This is a genomic window from Candidatus Palauibacter sp. (genome assembly GCF_965213655.1).
In the GTDB taxonomy this organism is placed as follows: Bacteria; Gemmatimonadota; Gemmatimonadetes; order Palauibacterales; family Palauibacteraceae; genus Palauibacter.
Window position 1 is genome coordinate 1,385,913 of record NZ_CBDBZT010000003.1, and the last position, 23,685, is coordinate 1,409,597.

22 protein-coding genes and 1 pseudogene are annotated in these 23,685 nt (G+C 66.6%); 22 read left to right on the forward strand and 1 reads right to left on the reverse strand.

Features of this window, described 5'->3' with window-relative positions:
- The first annotated feature begins 22 nt into the window (after window positions 1–22).
- From ACOOGH_RS08365 to ACOOGH_RS08375, 3 genes are read left to right on the forward strand one after another with little or no spacing between them, the layout of a single operon-like run.
- Window positions 23–394 (forward strand): Uma2 family endonuclease, encoded by a 372-nt coding sequence (locus tag ACOOGH_RS08365; RefSeq protein ID WP_420448485.1) that lies wholly within the window; start codon window positions 23–25, stop codon window positions 392–394.
- Window positions 395–426: 32 nt separating this feature from the next.
- A complete protein-coding gene (locus ACOOGH_RS08370; protein WP_420450091.1) occupies window positions 427–678 on the forward strand; it encodes a type II toxin-antitoxin system Phd/YefM family antitoxin in 252 nt (83 codons plus the stop codon).
- Window positions 668–1,132, forward strand: coding sequence for a putative toxin-antitoxin system toxin component, PIN family (locus ACOOGH_RS08375; RefSeq protein WP_420448486.1), 465 nt, complete (start codon window positions 668–670; stop codon window positions 1,130–1,132). Before ACOOGH_RS08370 ends, ACOOGH_RS08375 begins: the two co-directional genes overlap by 11 nt.
- 107 nt (window positions 1,133–1,239) lie before the next feature.
- Here the strand turns inward: ACOOGH_RS08375 and ACOOGH_RS08380 are convergent, their stop codons facing one another.
- The gene (locus ACOOGH_RS08380) at window positions 1,240–1,389 is read right to left on the reverse strand and encodes a hypothetical protein (protein WP_420448487.1); all 150 of its coding nucleotides are present in this window, start codon (window positions 1,387–1,389) and stop codon (window positions 1,240–1,242) included.
- 425 nt (window positions 1,390–1,814) lie between these two features.
- Between ACOOGH_RS08380 and ACOOGH_RS08385 the strand changes: the two genes are divergently transcribed.
- The 19 genes and pseudogenes from ACOOGH_RS08385 (at window position 1,815) to ACOOGH_RS08475 (ending at window position 23,617) form a co-directional block, all read left to right on the forward strand.
- Window positions 1,815–2,798, forward strand: a complete 984-nt coding sequence (locus tag ACOOGH_RS08385) for a hypothetical protein (RefSeq protein ID WP_420448488.1) — start codon at window positions 1,815–1,817, stop codon at window positions 2,796–2,798.
- Between the two features lie 537 nt (window positions 2,799–3,335).
- Window positions 3,336–3,983 carry a hypothetical protein gene (locus ACOOGH_RS08390; RefSeq protein ID WP_420448489.1) on the forward strand — a complete coding sequence of 216 codons (648 nt, stop codon included), beginning with the start codon at window positions 3,336–3,338 and terminating at the stop codon, window positions 3,981–3,983.
- Window positions 3,984–5,447: 1,464 nt separating this feature from the next.
- Window positions 5,448–8,090 (forward strand): site-specific DNA-methyltransferase, encoded by a 2,643-nt coding sequence (locus ACOOGH_RS08395; protein ID WP_420448490.1) that lies wholly within the window; start codon window positions 5,448–5,450, stop codon window positions 8,088–8,090.
- Window positions 8,090–8,452 (forward strand): nucleotidyltransferase family protein, encoded by a 363-nt coding sequence (locus ACOOGH_RS08400; RefSeq protein WP_420448491.1) that lies wholly within the window; start codon window positions 8,090–8,092, stop codon window positions 8,450–8,452. Before ACOOGH_RS08395 ends, ACOOGH_RS08400 begins: the two co-directional genes overlap by 1 nt.
- Complete coding sequence (locus ACOOGH_RS08405) at window positions 8,442–8,786, forward strand: DUF86 domain-containing protein (protein WP_420448492.1); 345 nt, start codon at window positions 8,442–8,444, stop codon at window positions 8,784–8,786. Before ACOOGH_RS08400 ends, ACOOGH_RS08405 begins: the two co-directional genes overlap by 11 nt.
- Entirely contained in the window at window positions 8,787–11,594 is a 2,808-nt protein-coding gene (locus ACOOGH_RS08410) for a BPTD_3080 family restriction endonuclease (RefSeq protein ID WP_420448493.1), read from the forward strand.
- Between the two features lie 983 nt (window positions 11,595–12,577).
- Entirely contained in the window at window positions 12,578–12,916 is a 339-nt protein-coding gene (locus ACOOGH_RS08415) for a MobC family plasmid mobilization relaxosome protein (RefSeq protein WP_420448494.1), read from the forward strand.
- 115 nt (window positions 12,917–13,031) lie between these two features.
- Window positions 13,032–13,343: pseudogene (locus tag ACOOGH_RS08420) on the forward strand (relaxase/mobilization nuclease domain-containing protein); the annotation flags it as partial.
- Between the two features lie 301 nt (window positions 13,344–13,644).
- Window positions 13,645–14,139, forward strand: a complete 495-nt coding sequence (locus ACOOGH_RS08425; protein ID WP_420450164.1) for a hypothetical protein — start codon at window positions 13,645–13,647, stop codon at window positions 14,137–14,139.
- 9 nt (window positions 14,140–14,148) lie between these two features.
- Window positions 14,149–14,406, forward strand: coding sequence for a hypothetical protein (locus tag ACOOGH_RS08430; protein ID WP_420450165.1), 258 nt, complete (start codon window positions 14,149–14,151; stop codon window positions 14,404–14,406).
- A 136-nt stretch (window positions 14,407–14,542) separates the two neighbouring features.
- Window positions 14,543–15,706, forward strand: a complete 1,164-nt coding sequence (locus tag ACOOGH_RS08435) for a tyrosine-type recombinase/integrase (RefSeq protein WP_420448495.1) — start codon at window positions 14,543–14,545, stop codon at window positions 15,704–15,706.
- 93 nt (window positions 15,707–15,799) lie between these two features.
- The gene (locus ACOOGH_RS08440) at window positions 15,800–16,876 is read left to right on the forward strand and encodes a tyrosine-type recombinase/integrase (protein ID WP_420448496.1); all 1,077 of its coding nucleotides are present in this window, start codon (window positions 15,800–15,802) and stop codon (window positions 16,874–16,876) included.
- A gap of 75 nt (window positions 16,877–16,951) precedes the next feature.
- Window positions 16,952–17,638, forward strand: coding sequence for a class I SAM-dependent methyltransferase (locus ACOOGH_RS08445; RefSeq protein ID WP_420448497.1), 687 nt, complete (start codon window positions 16,952–16,954; stop codon window positions 17,636–17,638).
- A gap of 69 nt (window positions 17,639–17,707) precedes the next feature.
- Window positions 17,708–18,337 (forward strand): nucleotidyltransferase family protein, encoded by a 630-nt coding sequence (locus ACOOGH_RS08450; protein ID WP_420448498.1) that lies wholly within the window; start codon window positions 17,708–17,710, stop codon window positions 18,335–18,337.
- The gene (locus ACOOGH_RS08455) at window positions 18,334–19,335 is read left to right on the forward strand and encodes an XdhC family protein (RefSeq protein ID WP_420448499.1); all 1,002 of its coding nucleotides are present in this window, start codon (window positions 18,334–18,336) and stop codon (window positions 19,333–19,335) included. The genes ACOOGH_RS08450 and ACOOGH_RS08455 overlap by 4 nt, the downstream gene beginning before the upstream one ends.
- A complete protein-coding gene (locus ACOOGH_RS08460; RefSeq protein WP_420448500.1) occupies window positions 19,332–19,799 on the forward strand; it encodes a CoxG family protein in 468 nt (155 codons plus the stop codon). The genes ACOOGH_RS08455 and ACOOGH_RS08460 overlap by 4 nt, the downstream gene beginning before the upstream one ends.
- Entirely contained in the window at window positions 19,796–20,728 is a 933-nt protein-coding gene (locus ACOOGH_RS08465; protein ID WP_420448501.1) for an FAD binding domain-containing protein, read from the forward strand. The genes ACOOGH_RS08460 and ACOOGH_RS08465 overlap by 4 nt, the downstream gene beginning before the upstream one ends.
- Before the next feature lie 4 nt (window positions 20,729–20,732).
- Window positions 20,733–21,251 carry a (2Fe-2S)-binding protein gene (locus ACOOGH_RS08470; protein WP_420448502.1) on the forward strand — a complete coding sequence of 173 codons (519 nt, stop codon included), beginning with the start codon at window positions 20,733–20,735 and terminating at the stop codon, window positions 21,249–21,251.
- Window positions 21,251–23,617, forward strand: coding sequence for an aerobic carbon-monoxide dehydrogenase large subunit (locus tag ACOOGH_RS08475; RefSeq protein ID WP_420448503.1), 2,367 nt, complete (start codon window positions 21,251–21,253; stop codon window positions 23,615–23,617). The genes ACOOGH_RS08470 and ACOOGH_RS08475 overlap by 1 nt, the downstream gene beginning before the upstream one ends.
- Window positions 23,618–23,685 lie beyond the last annotated feature (68 nt).

A 23,685-nucleotide genomic window follows, 5' to 3' on the forward strand; every position in this document is an offset into this window, starting at 1 on the left:
GCGGAGCTATGATGTGCGAACCATGCAACTTACCGAAGGCACCTGGCGGGACGCGCAGCGGATGCCCGACGATGGCAACCGCTACGAGGCGATCGGCGGGATCCTCTACGTGACCGCCGCCCCCAAGTGGCGCCATCAAGTGGTCAGCAAGCGGCTCCTGATGAGGCTGTCCGAGTTGTTGGAGGATCCCGGACACGGCGAGGTGGTGGCCACTCCCGGTGTCGAGTTTCCGGCCACCGGCGAGGGAGTGCAGCCGGACATCCTCTTCGGTCTCCAACGAGCGGTGCCCCCTCGTCGAGGAAGCGGGCACGAAATCGGCTCGATCGACCTCTCGGCCATCGTCGCCCCGGATTCGGCGACGCCCCCCGCGAGCCCGCGGGAAGGCCCGATTTGACCGTTCGAGGCCACGGTAGCTATTATGTCCACATGAGGGAACTAACTGCCAAAGAGGCTAAGAACCGGTTCGGCCAGCTGCTTCGGTTCGCCCAGCAGGGACCCGTGCGTGTCACGCGGAACGGCACGCCGGTGGGCGTTATGCTGTCGGTGGAGCAGTTCAAACGACTGCGCGGAACCGCTTGGGACCGGTTGGCGACCGCGATGGACGCCATGAGCCAGGAGGCAGCCGCCAACGGCCTTACGCCAGCGGCCTTGGAGTCCCTGCTCTCCGATGATAGCTGACAGGGTAGTACTCGACACCAATGTCCTGATCAGCGCCGTCCTCACCCAGACAGGGCCACCTCGCAGGGTGGTTGATCTGGTCAGAGCGGACAACGGGATCGTTCTCTTCAGCGACGAGACGTTCGCCGAGCTTCGCCATCGGATCCTCGGCTCGAAGTTCGACCCCTATGTGGGTAGGGATTCTCGAGCAGCTTTCGTCGCGCTGCTGGCCGCGGTTGCGGAATGGGTGCCGATCGCCGGTGCCAAGCTCGGCTGCCGCGACCCCTCCGACGACAAGATCCTGGAGACGGCCCTCATGGGCCGCGCCGACCATCTGGTGACGGGCGACGGCGACCTGCTCGCCATGTCTCCGTTCCATGGGATACCGATCATCACACCGGCCCGCTTTCTGGCGCTCCATGGGCAAACAAGTGCGGCCGCACACGACCTTCACGAGCGCGATGCCGCCACCTGAGGCAGGACGGTACATTCCTCCATGCGCGACAACCACACCCGGCAGATCGTTAACAAGGCGTGGAGCTTCGCGCTACCGTTGGGCGACGACGGTCGCTCGTACATGGCCTAGCTGGGCGGAAGCAGATCGCCCTCCTGCTGTTCCTGAAGATGGCGCACCAGCGGACCCAGCCGCTGTGGAACCGTCCGCCCATCGTGCCGGACGGACGCGACTGGCCCTGCCTTCTCGCCCGCGACGGCGAGGAGCTTGAGACCCACCGCCGGCGCATCCTGACGGAGCTTTCCAGACGTGAGGGACGCTCGGGGAGATCTTCAAGAAAGCCCGGCAGGAGATCCAGAATCCGGCAACCCTCCAAGCGGATGATCGTTGACCTGGTCGACCCCGAGGCCTGGATGTCCATGCACGCGGACGCGAAAGGGCAAGAATCTCCCGGCACCGGAGGTCTTGGCCGCCGAGATCGTGGATGAACCTGCCCGCCGCACTGGAAGCCTTCAAGCCGTCGCCGGGGAGTTTGAGCCGCAGCTGGTGCCCCGGCGGGTAAATGGGCGGCCTTCGCTGGGGGAGCAGCTGGCTGCGGTGTCCGGCAGGACGAGTACCGTATTGAGCGCCTTTGAACTTTATCGGCGCATGGGCATTGCCGACCGGTTGACTCGCCTGCGACCGGTTCGTCACCGTTTCAGACATGGACACGCCGAAACAACCGTTCAATCCGGCAGCGAGCGGAGCGGTCGCCGATCTGAGCGAACGCGCGGAGGCGCTGGAGCCTTTTGGCTGGGCGGGCCGCCGCGCCGAGTGGATCGCCCTGGCCTGCTTCCACGGCGGGGTGTTCACCCGGGCTCAGTGGACGAGCTTCCTCGGATGCCACCACGAGAAGGTTGGCCGGGCCGTCCGCAGGCTCGTCGCCCAAGGCGTGGCCGTCGAGGAGAAGCCGCCCGGCATCAACGGCATCGGCCGGATCTGCCGGATCCACGGGCGCAGGATCTACAAGGCGCTTGGCGCCGGGGACCACCGCCGCCGCCGGATCACGTCGCCGGAAGTGCTGATGCGGCGTCTGCTCGCGCTGGACTACGTGCTCGAACATCCCCGCTTGCCGTGGCTGCCGACCGAAGCCGACCGGGTGGCCGGCTTCGAGGCGCTCGGGATCGAGCGGGGGATCCTTCCCCAACGGGTCTACCGGGGCGCGCTCGGCGGCCTCCGGCGCTTTTTCCCGCTCGGGCTTCCCATCGCGCTGGACACGGAGCGCGCCGTCTTCGTCTACGCCGAACCGGGCCACGAGACCGCGACGGCGCTCCGTTCGTGGGGCGCGAAGCACGGCGATCTTTGGAAGGCGCTCTGGGACATGGGCCTCAAGATCGAAGTGGTGGCGGTGGTCCGGCGATGGAAGGAGTGGGGTAGGACGAGCAGGGTGCTAACCAGCTGGTCGCGGTATCCGCGCCCGTCCGAAATGGACGAGGAGATCCGGCGCGACCTCGCCCGGATCGAGCAGGCCATCCTCGGGGGGGATGTCCGCACCCTCGACGAATACGGCGGCTTGCAGCCGGCATTGAAGCGCGCCGTCGCTCTTGAGAAGCGCGCGCGCAGGCGTGCGGGCCGGGGGCTAACGGAACGCGTCGCCACATGGCGGACGGTTCGGCTCGCGGGGGCTCGATTCTATTGGGAGAGATGATGTCCGGGGCCGTACCGGAGGTGTGCAAGAGACATGGGGGTGCGATGCACATCTTCGTGCTCCCGTGATGCGCACCGACCGGCCTGCATATCCGATGGCGCGGCAACGTCTTGCGGCTTCGCCGAGCGGTCGGCCGTGGCACGGGAGCCGCTTGGGGCGTGGAGGGTAGCGACCCCAGGGGCACAGGTGCCCGATTCGGGCGCGGGGCCGTGCGCGTTTTCGCACGCTCGTCCCCGCCCCTCCCGGGGTCGCTCCCCCAAGAATTATCCCTGCAGGAAGGCTGGCATGAGCGCCACCGTCCCTACGGCGCGTCCGGCGCGCTTCGGGGCTGAGGTCGGCAACCCCCGGACGGCGGGCAGGTGTACGTAGTCGATCACAAGCACTATTCAAGTGACGGGCGGAGCACCTCGCACACGCCAGCGAACATTGACCCTGCCCGACCACGCGTCGAGTATTCTCAAACTGAGCACAATTGAGCGACTCCCGGCTCGCCCGCCTCCGTCGGGCGCGGCCTTGCCACAGGAAAGGGTACCGGACATGGGCAGCTTGCATGATGCCGTCATGCAGTACGTGGAACGCGAACTGAAGGCGGACTCGGGCGTGAAGAACGTCGCCTTGTTCGCCGGTGCCCGCGAGATTGACGAGTCGGTAGAGGAACTCACGCTGCAACAGTTTCACGCCAAGTATCGGCTGCCGGCGACCCGGCGGATCGCGCCGCAAGAGCGGCCCGCACGGCAACCGAAGGCGAACCCGGAGCCCGACCCCGCGCCCGCGGCATCCGGCGATGGTGCCGCCGTCATGGAGTTCGTGGAGCGGACGCTCGAAGTGGACCCCGATGTCTCGAACGCGGACCTGTTCGCCGGTGCCCGCGAGATCGACCCCTCCGTCGCGGAACTCTCGGCACGACAGTTCCACGCAAAGTACCCCCTCCAGGTGAAGGCGCGGCTGGCAAGGGCCGCCGCGCCCAAGCCCGAGACGCCACCGGAGCCGGAGGTCCCAACGGCTGAGGAGCCCAACGCTGCGGATGCGCCGCCGATGGAGGCGGGCGACCCGGTTGCCGTTCGCGGCCTACTGCTCGATCTGGCCAAGGAGCTCGCGACGGCGGAAAGCAAGGCGGAAGTGATCGAGGTGATGGCCCGGTTGGATGACTATGTGGCCGAGATCATGGAGGCGGCACTGGGCTGAGCCACCGAGAGCCTCGGTAGCCGGACATCGGCTGCGGGGGCCGCGAGGGGGGGCCGTGACGCGCCCGCCGGATCCCGCGGCTCCGGCGTCCGGCCCTGGGCTTCCGGGGAAGGACCATTGCGGGTGGTCCTTCTCGGGCCGTGCGGGGTCCGGGGGATACCCCCGGCCAGAGGTTTTCGTGAAGCGAAAACACATCTGGCTCCCCGGTAACCCGCACAATCTGCGGGCCAGCGGGCGGCCGCCAGCCGCCCACCCCCCGGGGAGCCACGGCGGCTGCCCCGCTAGCCATGATCGCGCCTCAAGCGGGAGAGCGGGGCGCAAGCGTTCGCGCCCCCCAGGCGGCGGGAGGACCCGTTGGGCGACCGCATGGCCGTCGGGGCGTTCGCCATCGCCGCGCGGAAACTGGACGCGGTCGTCACGGGCGTCCAAGCGGCCTTCCTGCCAAGGACTGGTGGACGGGAGCGACCACCACGCGGAGGACAGCATCGGCATGTCCGATGACGAACTCCTCGATGGCACGCCGGGCATCGAAAGTGGCGGGTCGCTCCAGCCACGAACGTCAGCGCCCGCGTGCCGCGCCCGCTCAACTGGCCGAGGCACAACCGCAAGCCGTCCAGCGACATGGCGGGCCCGCAAACTGTCCGTTGGAAACACGATCTTGTGACCGACCGCCCCCGATGTCGAACGGACACCCACGCTACGGCCCCGAACCGCACGGAATCAATCCTTCGGATCGGCTTGGCAGAGCACCTCCTTATGCTGGTCAAGAAGCCCGCCGTGTGCGAAGTTTCCTTCGCGCAGATCGTGCAGTCCATCGAATCGGAGGTATCGAACGATGGCACGCACGAAACGAAGCCGCCGGAGCTACGGCGCCGGCGAGTGGGGCCGGAACCGGGTCAGGGTCTTCCCGGACCCGAAGACTGGCCTGTTCCAAGTCGAGTGGCGAGAGAACGGGCGCAGGCTCACCCGGTCGCTTGGACACCGCGATTGGGTGAGGGCGAAACGGCAGAACACCCGAGGCGTAAACCACAGCAAGAAATCGTATAAGTTCATATGGGACTGCACGATCCGCCGCTCTTGCTGCTGGTGCATATCCCCATCTGACGTCTAGGAATACCCGGAAGATCAGATTAGAATGGCGGGACTCCCGCCCTGTTCCGAAGAAGCCAGAAGCGGATCGATTCCGTGCTCCAATGAGAGTACCCCAGTCGGCTCTACAGCGTCCACCTCTCCGGTCGTGATTGCTGCGCGACATCGCGCTCACGCCGCCCCCCACCTTCCGCGTCCACATCACCGCATTCCGCATGACGAGGTTGACGTTGGTCCGGCTGGGCCGGTTGGTGTCCGTCAAAGCGCTTGACGGTCGTCCCGGGACGAGACACCAGCTTTCGGAGGGGGATCGCGACCCCACGGCGAGCTTTGCCTCGGTCGTTGCTGGCTCGCCATGACCCACCGATACTTCGTATGTTTCTTCAAGGTTTCCTGCGACGAAGTACCGGCCATCCCAAGCCGGTGCCCGGCACCCTAAGGGCGATCATGGCGCGACGAAAAGGCAAGGCGGGGCGGACCATCGCCACGTACGAGCATCCAGACAAGGAGCGGGTGAACAACCCGCCCGTGGGCTTGGTCACCCCGGAGACCGACCGAGACGCCGCCGACAAGACTTACGCTCATGATCCGCATCTCGATCCTCAGCTCTCGTGGTCTGGAAAGGCCGAGCATACGTCGTTCGAGGTGCCGACGGTGTCGCTGCATGTCCACGAGCGGATCGACCCTCGGACGATCATCGAAGCGGTACGGAAGAAGAAGGACACGGCCGGGCAGGGATCGCTATTCTCGACGCCGGAGGAGAACCCACCGCTCCGACAAGCCATCGAGTTCTACCGTCACCGGCACAACTGGACCAACCGCCTGATCGCAGGCGACAGCCTTCTGGTCATGAACAGCCTGATCGAGAAAGAAGGCCTCGGCGGGCAGGTCCAGTTGGTTTACATGGACCCGCCCTACGGCATCCGCTACGGCTCCAACTTCCAGCCGTTCGTGAACCGGAGCCAAGTGACCGACGGCCGGGACGCAGATCTGACGGCCGAGCCCGAGCAGATTCGTGCTTTCCGCGACACATGGGAGGTCGGCGTTCACTCGTATCTCTCGTACCTGCGGGATCGTCTCTTGCTGGCTCGGGAACTCCTGCACAAGAGCGGAAGCTGTTTCGTGCAGATCGGCAAGGAAAACGTCCATCGTGTCGGCATGCTCATGGACGAGGTGCTCGGCGCGGAAAACCGGATGGCGACAGTCTCCTACGCGACCACCGGTGCCAGTTCCGCAGGCACTCTGCCTCAGGTGGCGGATTATCTGCTATGGTACGCGAAGGACAGGACACAGGTGAAGTACCGGCAGCTATACGAGCCGCTCACTCGGCGCGAGATCATCGAGTTCTTCAGCTCATATGTGATGGTTGAACTTGCGGACGGTGAATGCCGAAAACCGACGCGAGAAGAACGGTTTGACCCAGACGAGCACTTGCCACAGGGTGCGCGGATCTATCGGCGCATGCCACTCGATTCGCAAGGCGTCTCGACGACCGGCCGCTCCGAGGCATACGAGCACGACGGACATGTGATCCCCTGCCGACCGGGCCGTCAATGGGCGGTCTCGCATTCGGGACTGGATCGGTTGGCGGAACTGGGCCGACTCGATGTGCCCGCCAGCCGGGATTCTCTGAGTTGGAAGCGTTACGAAAGCGAGGTGCCTGGTCGGCGGATCAATAACATCTGGCCAGCGCCGATGTCGGCCAGCAACAAGCGCTACGTGGTTGAAACGGCTACCAAGGTGGTCCAGCGCTGCATCCTGATGACGACGGACCCCGGCGATCTGGTGCTCGATCCGACCTGCGGTTCGGGTACGGTTGCCTACGTTGCCGAGCAATGGGGGCGCCGCTGGATTACTTGCGACACGTCGCGAGTGGCAACCGCATTGGCCAAGCAGCGCCTGATGACAGCGAGGTTTGCCTACTACGATCTTGCCCACTCCAACGAGGGGGTTCTGGGCGGATTCCGGTATCACGGAATTCCCACCGTTTCTCCGAAGATTCTTGGGTACGACGAACCGCCCGTCGAAGCCCTACTTTTCGACGCACCCTATATCGACCGGTCGAAGGCGCGCGTCACTGGTCCGTTCACCGTCGAAGCGGTCCCAGCCCCGTCCGTCCTCCCGCTCGACGATACCGAGGGGGACGAGGCGCTGCCCGCCGATGTGTCCGTGGCGCGCACGGGGCCAACGATCCGGCAAGGCGACTGGCGGGACGAGATTCTGAAGACCGGCATTCGCGGAAACGCTGGCCAGCGCTTCTCGTTCGTTCGGCTGGAGCCGCTTCCAGGCGCCAAGTGGCTTCACGCTGAGGGTGAGACGAAGCCCGACAAAGCTGGCAAGCAAGCTTCCCCGGACACCGCGTCCAGCTCGCGGGCAGTCGTGTCGTTCGGCCCGGATCATGCGCCGATGGAGCAACGGCAGGTGGCGCGAGCGATCGAAGAAGCGTCACTCTTGGTTCCGCGACCGACGGTAGTCGTCTTCGCGGCCTTCCAGTTCGACCCCGAGGCGTCCAAGGACATCGACGAGACAAGCTGGCCCGGCGTAACGTTGCTCAAGGCACAGATGAATGCGGACCTGCTGACCGACGACCTCAAGAAGAAGCGCGCGAGCAACGAGAGCTTCTGGCTCGTCGGCCAGCCCGACGTGGCGCTCGCACGCGTATCCGAGGGCAAGGACGAAGGGAAGTTTGTCGTCAAGGTGCAGGGCTTCGACTACTACAACACGAAGACCGGGAACGTCGAGTCAGGCAACGCCGACAAGATCGCACTCTGGATGCTGGATCCCGACTACGACGGACGCAGCCTATTCCCACGCCAAGTGTTCTTTCCGATGGCCGGTGCCAAGGATGGCTGGTCCAAGCTTGCGAAGAGCCTCAAGGCGGAGATCGACGCGACGCGGATTGCGGCCTACCGTGGTACCGTCTCGCTCCCATTCGAGCCGGGCGAGCATAGGCGCGCGGCGGTCAAGATCGTGGACGACCGGGGCGTCGAGAGCCTCAAGATCGTGGAGTTGCGGTAATGGGTGTCTCCGTGCGGTCGGCGACCCGAGCGGTCGGGGAGGGCGAGCGGCTGGCGGCGCGGATCGGCGTGTCCATGAGCGCTATCGAGGCGTTCTGCGACCGTTGGCAGGTGGGGGAGCTGTCGTTGTTCGGTTCGGTGCTTCGCGACGACTTCGGCCCGGACAGCGACATCGACGTGTTGATCCGGTTCAGGTCGGAGCGGACTCCGGGCCTGTTCGGCATGGCCGGGATGCAGAGGGAACTGGCCGATCTGTTCGCCCGCAGGGTTGATCTGGTGAGCCGGGCGGCCATCGAGGAGAGCCGGAACTACATTCGCCGGAAGTCGATCCTGGAGACCGCGCAGGTGGTCTATGCCCCGTGACGACTCCGCGTATCTGCTGGACATGCTGCTCGCCGCGCGCGATGCGCTGTCCTTCACGGAAGACATGTCCTTCGACGACTTCGTGCGGGATCGGCGGACGCAACTGTCGGTTCTAAAGGCGGTGGAGATCGTCGGCGAGGCCGCCGCGCAGGTGAGCGAAGACGCGAGGCGGGCGAGCCCGGACATCCCGTGGCGGGAGATCGTCGGCATGCGCAATCGGCTCGTGCATGTCTACTTCGACATTGACCTTCCGCTCGTCTGGGACACGGTTCGCCACGATCTGCCAGACCTCCTCGCCCAATTGGAGCCGCTGGTTCCGCCGGAGACCGGATAAATGCCCAGCGCAACCATCGACCGCCTGATCGTCAATTCGCCGTACGAAGAGCCTACGCGGCATTGGCGCTACGACCGAACGACGCGCTTGTTCAATCTTGACGAGGGCCGCAGGCCCGCTGGGTACGTGGTGGCGTCTGGAGACGCCGCCGCGTTCGACGATCCCGGCGTGTTCCGCGAGATTCCGCTCGTCAACCGGATCCGGGAGCGGGTCAAGGCGTGGCGCGAGAGTGGCTATCCCGGCGTGACGGGGATCACGAAGCGCCTTCTGGAGCACTGGCGCGATCCTGAGGAGTTCGCTGGCCGCCGCTTTTTTTTCTGTCAGCTTGAGGCGGCTGAGACGCTTGTCTGGCTCGCGGAGGCCTCGCCGAGCGAACGGGTGGGCATCGACATCCCCTCCGACGGCGGCGCGCTCAACCGGCTATGCGCCAAGATGGCGACCGGATCGGGCAAGACCGTGGTGATGGCCATGGTCATCGCCTGGCACATCCTCAACAAGGTCACGAACCCCCGCGATGCCCGGTTCGCGACAAACGTTCTTGTGGTTGCCCCCGGCCTTACCGTGCGAAGCCGCCTGGCCGTTCTCAAGCCTTCCGATCCCGAAAACTACTACGAGGAGTTCCGCGTCGTGCCCCCGGCGCTGCGGGACAAGCTGCGCCGGGGCAAGGTCGTGATCCGCAACTGGCACGCCCTCAACTGGGAGACGGAGGAGCGGATCGCCAAGAAGCGGGGAGTCGACAAGCGCGGCGCCAAGAGCGACGCAGCTTATGTCCGGGACGTTCTCGGTGACATGGCGGGTGCGCGTAACCTGCTGGTCGTCAACGACGAGGCGCATCATGCATGGCGGGTTCCGGCGGAAGGCAAGGTAAAGGGGGTTCTGAAGAGCACCGTCGAGGAAGCCACCAAGTGGGTGGGCGGATTGGACCGCATCCACCGCGCGCGCCGCGTCCTTGCCTGCTACGACTTCTCCGCAACGCCGTTCGTACCATCGGGCAGGCGAAGTTCCGAGGAAGCGCTGTTCGGATGGATCGTCAGCGACTTCGGCTTGAACGACGCAATCGAGTCGGGCCTCGTGAAGACACCGAGGGTGGTGATCCGCGACGACGCGGTTCCCGACGCCAAGACCTACAAGTCGCGCCTTTACCACATCTACCAGGACGACGAGGTCAAAGACGACCTGAACCGGCGAGCCAAGCCGGAGGAACCGTTGCCCGACTTGGTTACGAACGGCTACTACCTACTGGGCTACGACTGGCGCGAGACTGCCGAGGATTGGACGAAGAAGGGTGCCGCCACGCCTCCCGTGATGATCACGGTCGCCAACCGAACCGAGACGGCCGCCAGGATCAAGCACGCTTTCGACCGCAAGCGGATCCTAATCGACGAGCTATGCGACCCGGAGCGTACGTTGCACATTGACTCGAAGGTTCTGGCTGCGGCCGAAGCGGCAGAGGAGCCGATCGCTCACATCGGAACCGAAGATGCGGGGACTCCTGCGTCCAACGGCGGGGGCCGCAAGTTCACCAAGAAGCAACGGGCCGAACTATTGCGCCGGCAGGTGGACACCGTGGGTCGACCGGGACGTGCGGGCGAGCGGATTCAGAACGTGATCTCGGTTGGGATGCTCTCGGAAGGTTGGGACGCCAAGACCGTGACCCACATCATGGGCCTCCGAGCGTTCTCCAGCCAGCTTCTATGCGAGCAGGTGGTGGGACGCGGCCTTCGCCGTACGTCGTACGACGTAAACCCCGAGACGGGCCTGTTCGAGCCGGAACACGTCAATGTCTTCGGCGTCCCCTTCACCTTCCTGCCCCATGAGGGCCGTGAGGACGGCCCTCCCCCGTCCACGAAGCCCAAGACCGCCATCGAGCCGGTCGCGGACAAATCGGACTTCTCGATCTCCTGGCCCAACATCGTGCGCATCGATCACTCGTACCGTCCGCGCCTGTCCCTCGACATGGACCGGGTGGAGACGCTGCCCCTCGACGCGGCCAAGACCTCCCGACTCGCGGAGGTGGCCCCCGCGATCGACGGCAAGCCGGACATCACCAAGATCGACTCCATAGACCTTGAAGGCCTCGCCCGTGATTTCCGCACCCAGAAGGTGATCTTCGAGACTGCGCGGGACGTGTACGACCAGATGCAGGAGAACTGGCCGGGGGACAGAATGTTCCTGCTCGCGCAACTGGTCCGGCTAGTCGAGGAGTTCATGCGATCCGAGAGGATCGTTGTCACCCCGGAGCCCTTCGCCGGAGACGATCTCCAGCGGCGGCTCGTCATCACGCTGAACATGGCCAAGGTGGTCCAGCACATCTGCGAAGCCATCCGGCACGAGAACGCCGAGAGGATCGAACCTGTCTTCGACCGCGACCAGCCGATTCGTCAGACGGCCGATATGCGCACTTGGTTTACGGGCAAGCCGTGCGCGCCCACCGCGCGGAGCCACATCAATTTCTGTGTCTTCGACAGCACTTGGGAAGCGTCGGATGCTTTCGCGCTGGACCACTCCCCCGAGGTGGTGGCTTGGGTGAAGAACGACCATCTCGGCTTCGAAGTGTTCTACGTCCATCGGGGCGTGGTTCGGAAGTACCGTCCCGACTTCCTCATCCGACTCACGTCGGGCGACATGCTGGTGCTGGAAACGAAGGGCCAGGACACCGACCAGGACCGGACCAAGCGCCGGTACCTCGCCGAATGGGTCGAGGCCGTCAACGCGCATGGCGGATTTGGACGCTGGCGTTGGGATGTCGCCCTGAATCCCGGCGAAGTCCTCGCCATCCTCGCTCGCCACTCTCGGGCTGACGACTGAGCCGGCCCTGCGGACTCGGGCAGCCTCCCGCTCGGGTCCGCCTTCTGAAGTCCTTGCGCAACCGCCCCACCCCACGGATCCGGGCCATCGTTGAGCCTCAATGTCCAGTGCTTCCAGCAGCCCGTGGGACACCGAGGGCGAGGCGGTTGCCGCCGAGGATACGGGGGTGTTCTTCCGCCCCGGTGGCGACGAGCGCCGCCGGCTGCCTGACGTTATTGGACCTCCTCATACGTTATCGACCAATAGGAGATTCCGGGCGGGTTGACTTGCCGGCGGGTGGCTCTTCAGCGTTCCAGGCATGGAAACGCAGAAGTACCAGTCCAGGACGCGGGGCCGCACTTCCCTTGGGGACACCGGCACGCCGTCCCTGCCGGCATTGGTGAAGGCCTCCGGTCCGGACCTTGGCGATGGCCCCGTCCTTGAAGCCCCTATGGTGGACGCGGATCGGCTTCGGCGGGCTTCGTCCCCGCCGATTGGATTGAAACCAATCGCGGATGACCTCCGTAGTGTGCCGCCCTTCGGCTCACCGAGGCGTGGTGGGGAGCACGAACAAACGAGGCGAAACACCGGAGGAGACGCACGTAGTCTGGTTGATCTACTCCGCAGCGGAACCGGTGCCCGCACCCCTCGACAGGGACGCTGGCGGGATCAGTCGCCGCTCCGGCTCCGGGGGTACATGGATGGCCCGGCATCGCTGGCCACCATCCCACCGTCGGCCGCGCTTCGCGAGGCCCGCGTGAACGGGTTCCCCGGAGCGAGTGCGGCGATGCGCCGCCACTGTATTGCCGACAGCCGAATACGTGTCTCGGACACGTCGCCTACGGCCATGTCGGACGCCTCTAATGAGGGTAAGCCAGCCTACCCCCGGTATAACCGCGGGGCTGTCGAGGGACGTTGCCCCTTCGATCCCCAACAGACCCGCGCTCCGGTGGATTGCGCGGGCGGGGGCGTCGTCCCCGTTCCCCCCGTGACGGCGCATCCCGATGGCTAGACGCCGCCCGGTTCTGGTCGCCGTCCGCCTCACGCCGGGCGAATCCGCCGACTGGCGGGCCAAGGCGAAGGCCGCCGGCGTGCCGCTGTCCGCGCTGATCCGGCGGGCCGTGGCCCGTACACGGACCTGGACGGCACGCGCGGCCGAGGTCGAGCGCGAGCGCACCCGGCAAGTTTCCCGGATCGGGAACAACCTTAACCAGATCGCCAAGTGGGCGAATACCCACAAGGGGGCGGCCGAAGCCGTCGAGGTCCTCGCCCGCCTTGTCGCCATCGAGCGCGCGCTCGGCGCGCTGGCTCGCTTCGAGAATCCGGAGCGCGATGCACATTAAGTTTCTCGCGCACGGGACCGGCTCGGCCGGCAAGGCGGCAGGCTACCTCCTCGGGGAGCGGGACGCCGCCGGGAAGCTGCGCGAGGGCGTCGAGGTGTTGCGCGGGAACCCGGACATGGTGGCCGCGGTCGCCGACTCGCTTGAGTTCGAGCACAGGTACACGTCCGGCGTGATCGCCTGGGCACCGGACGACCACCCCACCGACGAACAGATCGAAGCTGTGCTCGACGAGTTCGAGAAGACGGCTTGGGCCGGGCTGGAGCCCGACCGCTACGCCTGGGCGGCCGTGCTGCACCGTGAGGAGGGCGGAGGCGCGCACGTCCATGTCCTCGCCGCGCGGTGCGACCTGGAGACCGGACGAAGCCTCAACATCGCCCCTCCGGGTTGGCAGCGGACGTTCGATCCGCTCCGAGACGCCTTCAACCACGAGCACGGCTGGAGCCGTCCAGACGACCCGGAGCGGGCCAGAGTGCAGCACCCCGGCCACCGCGCCTACATCGAGGCGACCCGGCTGCGGGCCGGGCTCCGGCTCGAATCGTCCCCCCGCGACCTGATTCGGGACTACCTGCTCCAGCGTGTCGAGCACGGTGCGGTCAAAGACCGCCACGATGTTGTCGCCGCGCTCCGTGAGGCAGGCCTTGAAGTGCCGCGCCAAGGTATGGATTACGTCACCGCGCTGGACCCGGAGACCGGAGACCGGTGGCGACTGAAAGGAGAACTGTACGGAGTTGATTTCCAACGCGAACGATTTGACCGAACGGCTGCGGAAGCGGCTGGAGAGCGAACGCAGGGAGATCGAGGAGTTGACCGCGAGCGAGCTCGAAAGGCTCGCCGAGCACTCGCGGTTCGTCGCGAGGAGCGCGGTGCGTACCATCGAGCGCGATATGGAGGAGGCAACCGGCAAGATGCGCGAGTTGCTGGTCAAGGCGTGGCTCCGGCCCTTCATCGTCGGCCTGAGTCTTTGGATCGGTATCTGCGCCGGAAGCTGGGCGACGATGCGCTGGTTGGCGGGGAGCGTCCAGGACCGGATCGAGACCCGCGACAGGACGGACCTGCAGATCGCGAGCGGGCGCGAGATGCTGGCCGAGATCGAGGAGACGACCTGGGGCGTGGGGCTGAGGGAAGTCAACGGGCAGAGGTACGTGACGCTGCCGGCCGGCACGCCGGTCGTTACCGCCTTCGTCGTAGACGGAAGGCCCTACTTGGAGCTGTCGAGAGAGTGAGGAAGCTGTATGACCGCGTTGGAGGAGCAGTTGACGAGGGCCTTGCGGAGGTTGTCCGCGCAGTACGAGACGGAGCAACGGCGGCACTCGGAGCAAGTCGAAGCCTTGCAGCGGCAGGTCGAGGCCTTGCAAGGGCACGTCGAGCGGCAGAGCGAGGAGAACGAAGCCTTGAAGGTGCGAATCAAGCGGCTCGACGTGCTGGCGACACGCTTGGCCGAGTATTCCGGGACATCCACCGTCGCGAGACCGCGCGGCCTCCGTATCTGATGCGCCGCCCGGGACCGGACCGCGATCAGGGTCCGAGCCGCTGATGTCTACGGGCAGGGCCGAAGCTGGCGCGAGCAACGCCGCTCCGCGAAGTTTCGGGCAGGCGGATCGTGCAGCCCATCATCGGAGGAATCGAATGATGGCACGCACGAAACGAGACCGGCGCAGCTACAGCGCCGGAGAATGGGGCCGGAACCGGGTGAGGGTGTTTGCCGATCCCAAGACCGGCTTGTACCAGATCGAGTGGCGCAGGAACGGACGCAGGCTCACGAGGTCGCTCAAGCACCGCGACTGGCCGCGGGCCAAGAGGCAGGCTGACGAGGTTGCCGCTGGCTTCGCGGTCCAGGAGCCTGCCAGCAGAGCGGAAGCCGAGCCCGAGCCGCTCACGCTGGGAACGCTTTTTGACATCTACGGCGAGGAGGTGACGCCAGCCAAGAGCGAGAAGACTCAGCAGCGGGACAGAATGCAGATGCGGATGTTCCTCGACTTCCTCGGACGGGACCGAAGACCCGAGACGCTGTCGAAGCGGGACTGGGACCGGTTCATCCGGGAACGCCGCGCGGGCAGGCTCGGGCCGAACGGACGGCCGGTGTTGAATCGGACGATCGAGAACGATCTGAAATTCCTGATCGCGGTCCTCAACTGGGCTGCCAAATCGAGGGACGAGCAGGGCCGTCTGCTGCTCGACTCGAATCCGCTGCGAGGGCTCAAGCTGCCCAAGGAGAAGAACCCGACGCGGATCGTCCTTTCCGACGAGGAATACGACGCGATGCTACGGGTCTCCCGCCGGGTGGACTGGCGGTTCCACGTCGCGCTCGTGCTCGCCCACGAGACCGGTCACCGGATCGGTGCCATCCGCCACCTCAGGTGGACGGACATCGACTTCGAGGACAGGACGATCCTGTGGCGAGCCGAGCACGAGAAGACCGGCTACGAACACACCACGCCGCTGACCGACGAGGCGGTGGCCGCCTTGGAAGAGGCGCAGCGCAGGAATCCCGGAGACGGAGACGCGCCGGTGTTGCCCGCATCCAGGGATGCCTCGAAGTGCATGGGCAAGTCGCCGGTCCGCTACTGGTGGAACAGGGCCGAAGACGTTGCGGGGCTGGGACGCAAGCGCGGTCGAGGCTGGCACTCGCTGAGGCGGAAATTCGCGTCCGACCTCATGGACCTTCCGCTGAAGGTGCTCTGCGAACTCGGTGGCTGGAAGGAGGCTCAGACGGTGCTCCGCTGCTACCAGCAGGCCGATACGGGACAACTCAGGAAGGCTCTGGAAGGCCGCCCGAGGCTCCGCACCTGATCCCAGTCGATTCGGCGGGAGTCAATCAGCGGGAATTCGTTCGCTGAATTCCGTAAGCTCAACGGTCACAGTAGGATGTGAATCTGTTGGCTCTTGTCGAAACGGCAGGCGGACGAGTTCGCCGCCGGGTTCGCAAGCCCTTACCCGAACGGCGAGGCGGAAGCCGAGCCGGAGCCGCTCACCTTGGAGAAGCTCTTTGACATCTACGGTGAGGAGGTGACGCCGACCAAGGGCGAACGGTCCCGCCGGAGCGATAAGGTCGCGACGAGGATGTTCCTCCACTTCTTCGGCAGGGACCGCGACCCGGCCACGCTCTCGCAGCGCGACTGGGACCGGTTCATCCGAGAGCGGCGCGCGGGCAGGATCGGACCGAGTCGACGGCCCGTGTCCGACCGGACGATCGAATGGGACCTGACGTTTCTGATCGCGGTCCTCAACTGGGCCGAAAGGTCGAGGAACGAGCGAGGCGGCCTGCTGCTGGAAAGGAACCCGCTCAAGGGCCTCAGGAAGCCCAGGGAGAAGAACCCCACCCGTGTCATCCTCTCCGAGGAGGAGTACCAAGCGATGCTCGGGGTATCCCGCCGGGTCGATTGGCGGTTCCATGTCGCGTTCGTGCTCGCGCACGAGACGGGACACCGCATCGGCGCCATCCGACAGCTCAGGTGGTCGGATATCGACCTCGAAGTTGGAGTAGTGCGTTGGCGCGCGAGGCACGAGAAGACGGGCTACGAACACACCACGCCGCTGACCGCCGAGGCGCTCGCTGCCTTGGGAGAGGCTCGGAGGATGAGCCAGGGGACCGGGGACGCCCCGCTACTCCCCGCGCGGAGGGACCCGTCAGTCTGCGTAAGCCGCTCTCTGGTGCGCGAGTGGTGGGTGCGGGCCGAGGCGATCGGCGGACTGGAACCCAAGCGGGGCCGTGGTTGGCACTCGCTCAGGCGCAAGTTCGCCAGCGACCTGATGGACCTGCCGCTCAAGGTGCTCTGCGAGCTTGGCGGCTGGCGGGATGCCCAGACGGTGCTCAGATGCTACCAGAGGCCGGATGCCGGACAACTCAGGACGGCGCTGGAAGGCCGCCGGAGGGTCGCGGCTGAAATCCCTACCAGCGGGAATCATACAGCGGGAATCCGGTCCATGAAACTCCTAAGTACTTCGGGTGCAAACAGTTGAAGACTCGATGCATCTTGTCGCCTCGTCAGGATCCGTCCCGCCGCCTGGTTCGTCACGCGTGTGCTGCGGCGGCCCATGCGTCCGACCATGCTGGGCGTTCTGATACGGGCCCGATACGCGGAGCAGGCGCTCGAGCAAGCCATCCGTGACGGCATTACGCAGTACGTGATCATCGGGGCCGGGATGGACTCGTTCGCCCTCCGCCGGCCCGACCTCATGCAACACCTTCACGTGTTCGAGATCGACCTGCCCGAGATGCAGGCGGTGAAGCGGGAGCGGCTGCGGGACATGGGCGTGGAACGGCCGCCGGGCCTGCACTTCGTCGGGGCGGATCTCGGGCGAGTGCCCGTGATGGAGGCGCTCGCCGGTTCTTCCTTCGACCCCGGCCAGCCAGCGTTCCTCTCCCTGCTCGGCGTCACCTACTACCTGCCCACCGAGGTCATCGCGGCCACCGCGCGGTCGATCGCGGAGGGAGTCGCGCCCGGCTCGCGCTTCGTCCTCGACCACATGCTGGACAACACCTCGGCCTGGCCCGAGCACCGCAAGAAGCGGGCGGCCCTCAAGGCGTTCGTCGCGAAACGGGGCGAGCCGATGCACTCCGACTACAGTCCGGAGGGGATGAGCGAACTGATGGCGGAGGCCGGTTTCCGCACGCTGGAGAGCATCACGATGATGGACCTCGGCGAGCGTTTCACGAGAGAACTCGGGCCGCTGCCGTTCGAGATGCCCGGCATCTTTGCCTGCGGGCTCTACGAGGCGTAGCAGTCGGGGTCGCGCCGAAACCCCTGCCGGGCTCGCGGCGGCATCCGGCGGCGATCTACTTTGGGGCCCATGTCCGACGAGCGCAGGGTAGCGGGAATCGTGCTGGCCGCCGGGTCCTCGACCCGCATGGGCCGTAACAAGCTCCTGCTGGATGTCGGCGGGGAGACGCTCGTGCGCCGCGCCGTCCGTCTGGCGGCTGAAGCCGGCCTCGACCCCGTCATCCTCGTCACGGGCCACGCGCGCGAAACCGTCGAACGGGAGGTCCGTGACCTCGACTGCGCGCCGACCTTCAATCCCGACCATGAAACCGGCATCCAGACGTCGGTGGCCTGTGGAGTCGCCGCGGTGCCGGCGGCTTGCGGGGCGGCGGTGGTGATGCTGTCCGACATGCCCTTCGTGACGGCGGGCATGGTGCGTACGCTGGTCGAGCGCCACGCGGAGACGGACGCGCCGCTCGTCGTGTCACGCTACGGGGGCGAGGTCAACGCCCCGCCGATGCTCTACGGCCGCAGCCTCTTCGGCGAGATCTCCCGCATGCGGGCGGGATGCGGACGGGAGGTCGTGCGCCGGCACCACGAGAGGGCTGTTCAGGTGGAGTGGCCGGCCGACCGGCTGCGAGACCTCGACCGGCCTGACGACTACGAATCCGCGCGACGGGAGTTCGCCGGGGTCGGCTCCCGCTCCGGTGATCGCCCTTGAACCGCGACCTGCTGGATCTGGCGGCGCGGTTGACGGCCGAGCGCCAGCCGTATGCGCTCGCCACGGTGGTGCGGAGCGAGCGCCCCACCAGCGGCAAGCCGGGCAACATGGCGCTGATCTCGGCGGACGGGGTCATGCACGGCTGGATCGGCGGCAGTTGCACCCGGTCGGAGGTGATCCGCCACGCGCTGGAGACCCTGGATCAGGGCGAGCCGAGGCTGCTCGCCTTCGGTTCGAGTCCCGGGCGCCCCGACGATCTCGTCCCCGTGCCCATGTCCTGCAGCAGCGGAGGGAAGGTGGAAGTGCACGTGAATCCGGTTCTTCCGGCTCCCGTCCTCATCGTGGCGGGAAGTTCGCCGGTCGCCGTCGCCCTCGTGCGACTCGGCGGCGCGATGGGGTACACGACGGTAGCCGAGACCTCCGACGACGAGGCGCTGGCGGAGGCGTCCGATGACGTCGTTGAGGACTTGGCGGAGACCGCGGCGCGCTACGCCGAACGGCCCCGCGGATGGAGGCTGTACGGGGTCGTCGCCACGATGGGACGGCGTGACGAGCGCTCGCTCGCGGAGTTGGCGGCCGCAGCGCCGGACTACCTGGGCGTGATCGCCTCCCCCACCCGGATGGAGGAGGTACGCCGCGTGCTGGCCGCGCACGGAGTCGACGCCGACGAGATCTCCCGCGTGCGTGGCCCCGCCGGCCTCGATATAGGGGCCGAGAGCCCCGAGGAGATCGCCGTGAGTATCCTTGCCGAGATCGTCCATCTAGAGGCGCAACCGAGGGAGTCGGAGCTGGTCGATCCCGGTGCTGCATCCGCGGACGAAGCTGAGACCGAGGGCCAGGCAACGGATCCCGTATGCGGGATGACCGTCTCGGTATCGGGCTCTCCCTCCTCGTTCTTCGAGGGGGACCCCGTCTACTTCTGCTGCGAGGGCTGTCGCACACGCTTCGACGCCTCACCCGAGTCCTATGTGGCGAGCCCCGCCGGAGGTTCAGCATGAAGATCGAGGAAGGGTTCACGATCGACGCCCCCGCCGCCGACGTGTGGGCGATTCTCTCCGACCCGCGGCAGCTTTCGGAACTGTTGCCCGGAGCCGAAATCACGGAGCAGATCGACGACACGACGTGGGAGGGCGGCATGACCGTCAAGGTGGGCCCCCTCGTGGCGGCCTACACCGGGACTGTATCCTTCATACTGAACGAAGACGAACTCTCGGCGGTGGTCCGGGCGCGGGGTCAGGGCAAGGCCGGGATGGGCACCGCCGAGATGACCATGAACAGCCGGGTTATGGCGTTGCCCGACGGCGGGTCCGAGGTGACGATGGACTCGGACGTGACCGTCAGCGGGATCCTCGCGCAGCTCGGCCGGGGCATGACGCAGGTCGTATCGAAACGGATGCTACAGGAGTTCGTCGGAAGACTTACCAGCGCGCTTGAAGACCAGGCCAAGGAGGCAGACGCATGATTCCCCCGCAGTTCGACTACCACGCGCCTGGCGGGCTGGATGAGGCGCTCGGCTTGCTCGGTGATCTGGACGACGCGAAGGTGATGTCGGGCGGCCAGAGCCTCCTTCCGATGCTCAAGCTTCGCCTGGCCGGACCCGCGAACATCGTCGACATCGGCCGCATTCCGGGGCTCGACACGATCGAGGAGCGGGACGGCTGCCTGCGGATCGGCGCCAACGTGACCGAGGCCCAGCTCGAGGAATCCGCGGTCGTGGCCGAGCGCTATCCGATCCTGCTCGACACCGCCCGCGTGATCGCGGATCCGCTCGTACGCAACCGCGCCACCGTGTGCGGGAACATCGCGCACGGCGACCCCGCCAACGACCACCCGGCGACGATGCTCGCGTTGCGGGCCCATGTCGTCGCAACCGGGCCGGGCGGAGAGCGTACGATCGACATCGACGACTTCTTCCACGGCCTGTTCATGACGGCGCTCGGAGAGGACGAGATCCTCACCGAACTCCACATCCCCGTGCCGCCGGCCGGCAGCGGCGGCGCCTACGTCAAGCTGGAGCGCAAGGTGGGCGACTACGCGGTGGCAGGCGCCGCCGTGCAACTCACGCTGGACGACGACGGTGTGGTGACCAAGGCCGGCGTCGGGCTCACGAACCTCGGCTTCGCCCCGATCCGGGCGACCGCCGCCGAAGAGACGCTCCTCGGCGCGGATTTCGTGCCGGCGGGCGGGTTGCGGGGCGCCATCGAGAGGGTCCGTGACACGATCACGAACGCGCCCGACGCCGACGAGGTCATCGCGGCCGCCGCCCAGGCTGCGGCCGATATGACCGAGCCCATCGAGGACCGGCGCGGCTCGGTCGAGTACAAGAGGAACATGGCCCGTGTGCTGACGGCGAGAGCGATCCGCACAGCGCTCGCGCGAGCGGGAGGATAGAGCGATGGCGACACATCAGATCAGCGTCACCGTGAACGGCGAGGCGCACGCCGCCGAGGTCGAATCGCGCACGCTCCTCGTCCACCTGATCCGCGACGAGTTGCGGCTCACCGGCACCCACATCGGCTGCGACACGACCCACTGCGGCGCCTGTACGGTGCTGCTCGACGGCCAGCCGACCAAATCGTGCACCGTCCTCGCCGTGCAGGCCGACGGAGCCGAAATCGGGACCGTGGAGGGACTCGCCGGGGCCGACGGCATGCACGCGCTCCAGGAGGGCTTCTGGGAGAAGCACGGCCTCCAGTGCGGCTTCTGCACGCCGGGCATGCTGATGACGGGCGCGGCCCTGCTCGAGGCCAACCCGAACCCGAGCGAGGGGGAGATCCGCGAGGCGATCTCCGGCAATCTCTGCCGCTGTACCGGCTACGTGAACATCGTGAAGGCGGTCCAGTACGCCGCCGACAAGCTGGGCGCGGCCGCCGCCGAAACCGCAAACGCCGCGACCGACGGGGAGGACAGCTGATGGCACCGAAGACTTCCGCCGACATCTGCGGCATGGGACACTCCATGAAGCGCAAGGAGGATCCGCGCTTCCTGCAGGGCAAGGGCAACTACATCGACGACATCGTCCTCCCGGACATGCTGTGGCTCGACATCGTCCGCAGCCCGATCGCGTACGGGAAGATCAACAGCATCGACTCGAGCAAGGCGCTGGAGGTCCCCGGCGTGCTCGCCGTCCTCACCGGCAAGGAGCTCGAGGCGTACAACCTGCACTGGATGCCGACGCTGATGTCGGACACGCAGATGGTGCTCCCCACGGACACCGTCATGTACCAGGCGCAGGAGGTCGCGGCCGTCATCGCCACCTCGCGCTACGCGGCCGCCGACGGCGTGGCCGCGGTCGAGGTCGACTACGAGCCCATGAAGCCCGTCATCGACCCCTTCAAGGCGCTCGAGGATGACGCGCCCGTTCTCCGCACCGACAAGGAAGGCCAGACCGACAACCGCATCTGGCACTGGGAGGCCGGCGACAAGGCCGCCACCGACAAGGTGTTCGAGGAGGCGGACGTCGTCGTGCGCGAGAGCATGCACGTGCCGCGCATCCACGTGGCCTCGATCGAGACGTGCGGCTGCGTGGCCGACTTCAACCCCGTCGAGGGCCACCTCACCGTCTACATGACGACGCAGGCCCCGCACGCCATCCGCACCGTGCTCGCGCTCGTGGCGGGACACGTCGGGCTCTCCGAGGAGAAGATCCGCGTCGTGTCGCCCGACATCGGGGGCGGCTTCGGCGGCAAGGTGCCGGTCTATCCCGGCTATGTGATCGCGATCGCGGCCTCCGTTGTGCTCGGCAAGCCGGTCAAGTGGATCGAGGACCGGATGGAGAACCTCCAGGCCGACTCGTTCGCGCGCGACTACCACATGGACGCCGAACTCGCGGCCGACGCCGACGGGAAGATCCGCGGCCTCCGCATCAAGACGCTCGCGGACCACGGCTACACGGACGCCCAGGCCGCGCCGTCCAAGTTCCCCGCCGGGCTCTTTTCGATCTGCACCGGCTCCTACGAGATGGAGCAGGCGTACGCCGAGGTGGACGCCGTCTACACGAACAAGCCGCCGGGGGGCGTCGCCTACCGCTGCTCCTTCCGCGTGACCGAGGCCGTGCACTGCATGGAGCGCGTCGTGGACACGCTGGCGCACAAGATCGGGAAGGATCCGGCGCAGTTGCGCGAGGAGAACTTCATCCCGAAGGAGGCCTTCCCGTATCAGTCACCGCTGGGCTGGGAGTACGACAGCGGAGACTACCAGGCCGCGATGGACAAGGCCAAGGAGATGATCGGCTACGACGACCTGCGCCGTGAGCAGGCCGAGAAGCGCGAGCGCGGCGAGTTGATGGGGATCGGCGTGTGCAGCTTCACAGAGGTGCTGGGGGCGGGTCCGTCCAAGGACTTCGACATCCTCGGCATCAAGATGTTCGACTCCGCCGAGTTGCGCGTGCACCCCACCGGGAAGGCGATCGCCCGCTTCGGCACCAAGTCGCAGGGCCAGGGCCACGAGACCACCTACGCGCAGATCATCGCCGAGGAACTCGGACTCCGCGCCGCACACGTGCAGGTCGAGGAGGGCGACACCGACACCGCCCCGTACGGCCTGGGCACCTACGCCAGCCGCTCGACCCCGACCGCCGGAGCCGCGGGAGCCATGGCCGCACGCCAGATCCGAGCCAAGGCCGCGAAGATCGCCGCCCACCTGATGGAGGTGGCGGAGGAAGACCTCGAGTGGGAGCCCGGGAAGTTCTCCGTGAAGGGCGCCCCCGACCGGTCCGTCACGATCCAGGACTGCGCCTTCGCCGCCTACACCAACCTGCCCGAGGGGATGGAGCCGGGCATGGAGGCGACGAACTACTACGACCCGCCCAACCTCACCTTCCCCTTCGGTACGTACATCTGCGTCGTGGACATCGACCGCGGCACCGGAGAGGTCACCGTGCGCCGCTTCGTGGCGATCGACGACTGCGGGAACATCATCAACCCCATGATCGTCCAGGGCCAGATCCACGGCGGCCTCACGCAGGGCATCGGCCCCGCCCTGTTCGAGGAGATGACCTACGACGAGGACGGCAACAACCTCGCCGGCTCGTTCATGGACTACCTCGTCCCGACCTCCATGGAGACACCGGCGTGGGAGACCGGCCACACGATCACCCCGTCACCGCATCACCCGCTCGGCGCCAAGGGCGTCGGCGAGTCGGCCACGGTGGGCGCGCCCCCGGCGATCGCGAACGCGGTGGTGGATGCGCTGGCGCACTTGGGGGTGACGCACCTGGACATCCCGATCACGCCGAACCGCGTGTGGGAGGTCCTCAACGAGAAGGGGGTGTCCGAGTAAGGGGTGCATGAGAAGCATCCCGGGCCCCAAGCTTCCGGATCACTTTTCTTGACGACCTGATACGGCGT

Coding starts and splice junctions, on each gene's coding strand:
- ACOOGH_RS08365 (WP_420448485.1), top strand. CDS start 23: ATGCAACTTACCGAAGGCACCTGGCGGGACGCGCAGCGGATGCCCGAC.
- ACOOGH_RS08370 (WP_420450091.1), top strand. CDS start 427: ATGAGGGAACTAACTGCCAAAGAGGCTAAGAACCGGTTCGGCCAGCTG.
- ACOOGH_RS08375 (WP_420448486.1), top strand. CDS start 668: ATGATAGCTGACAGGGTAGTACTCGACACCAATGTCCTGATCAGCGCC.
- ACOOGH_RS08385 (WP_420448488.1), top strand. CDS start 1,815: ATGGACACGCCGAAACAACCGTTCAATCCGGCAGCGAGCGGAGCGGTC.
- ACOOGH_RS08390 (WP_420448489.1), top strand. CDS start 3,336: ATGGGCAGCTTGCATGATGCCGTCATGCAGTACGTGGAACGCGAACTG.
- ACOOGH_RS08395 (WP_420448490.1), top strand. CDS start 5,448: ATGTTTCTTCAAGGTTTCCTGCGACGAAGTACCGGCCATCCCAAGCCG.
- ACOOGH_RS08400 (WP_420448491.1), top strand. CDS start 8,090: ATGGGTGTCTCCGTGCGGTCGGCGACCCGAGCGGTCGGGGAGGGCGAG.
- ACOOGH_RS08405 (WP_420448492.1), top strand. CDS start 8,442: ATGCCCCGTGACGACTCCGCGTATCTGCTGGACATGCTGCTCGCCGCG.
- ACOOGH_RS08410 (WP_420448493.1), top strand. CDS start 8,787: ATGCCCAGCGCAACCATCGACCGCCTGATCGTCAATTCGCCGTACGAA.
- ACOOGH_RS08415 (WP_420448494.1), top strand. CDS start 12,578: ATGGCTAGACGCCGCCCGGTTCTGGTCGCCGTCCGCCTCACGCCGGGC.
- ACOOGH_RS08430 (WP_420450165.1), top strand. CDS start 14,149: ATGACCGCGTTGGAGGAGCAGTTGACGAGGGCCTTGCGGAGGTTGTCC.
- ACOOGH_RS08435 (WP_420448495.1), top strand. CDS start 14,543: ATGATGGCACGCACGAAACGAGACCGGCGCAGCTACAGCGCCGGAGAA.
- ACOOGH_RS08445 (WP_420448497.1), top strand. CDS start 16,952: ATGCGTCCGACCATGCTGGGCGTTCTGATACGGGCCCGATACGCGGAG.
- ACOOGH_RS08450 (WP_420448498.1), top strand. CDS start 17,708: ATGTCCGACGAGCGCAGGGTAGCGGGAATCGTGCTGGCCGCCGGGTCC.
- ACOOGH_RS08460 (WP_420448500.1), top strand. CDS start 19,332: ATGAAGATCGAGGAAGGGTTCACGATCGACGCCCCCGCCGCCGACGTG.
- ACOOGH_RS08465 (WP_420448501.1), top strand. CDS start 19,796: ATGATTCCCCCGCAGTTCGACTACCACGCGCCTGGCGGGCTGGATGAG.
- ACOOGH_RS08470 (WP_420448502.1), top strand. CDS start 20,733: ATGGCGACACATCAGATCAGCGTCACCGTGAACGGCGAGGCGCACGCC.
- ACOOGH_RS08475 (WP_420448503.1), top strand. CDS start 21,251: ATGGCACCGAAGACTTCCGCCGACATCTGCGGCATGGGACACTCCATG.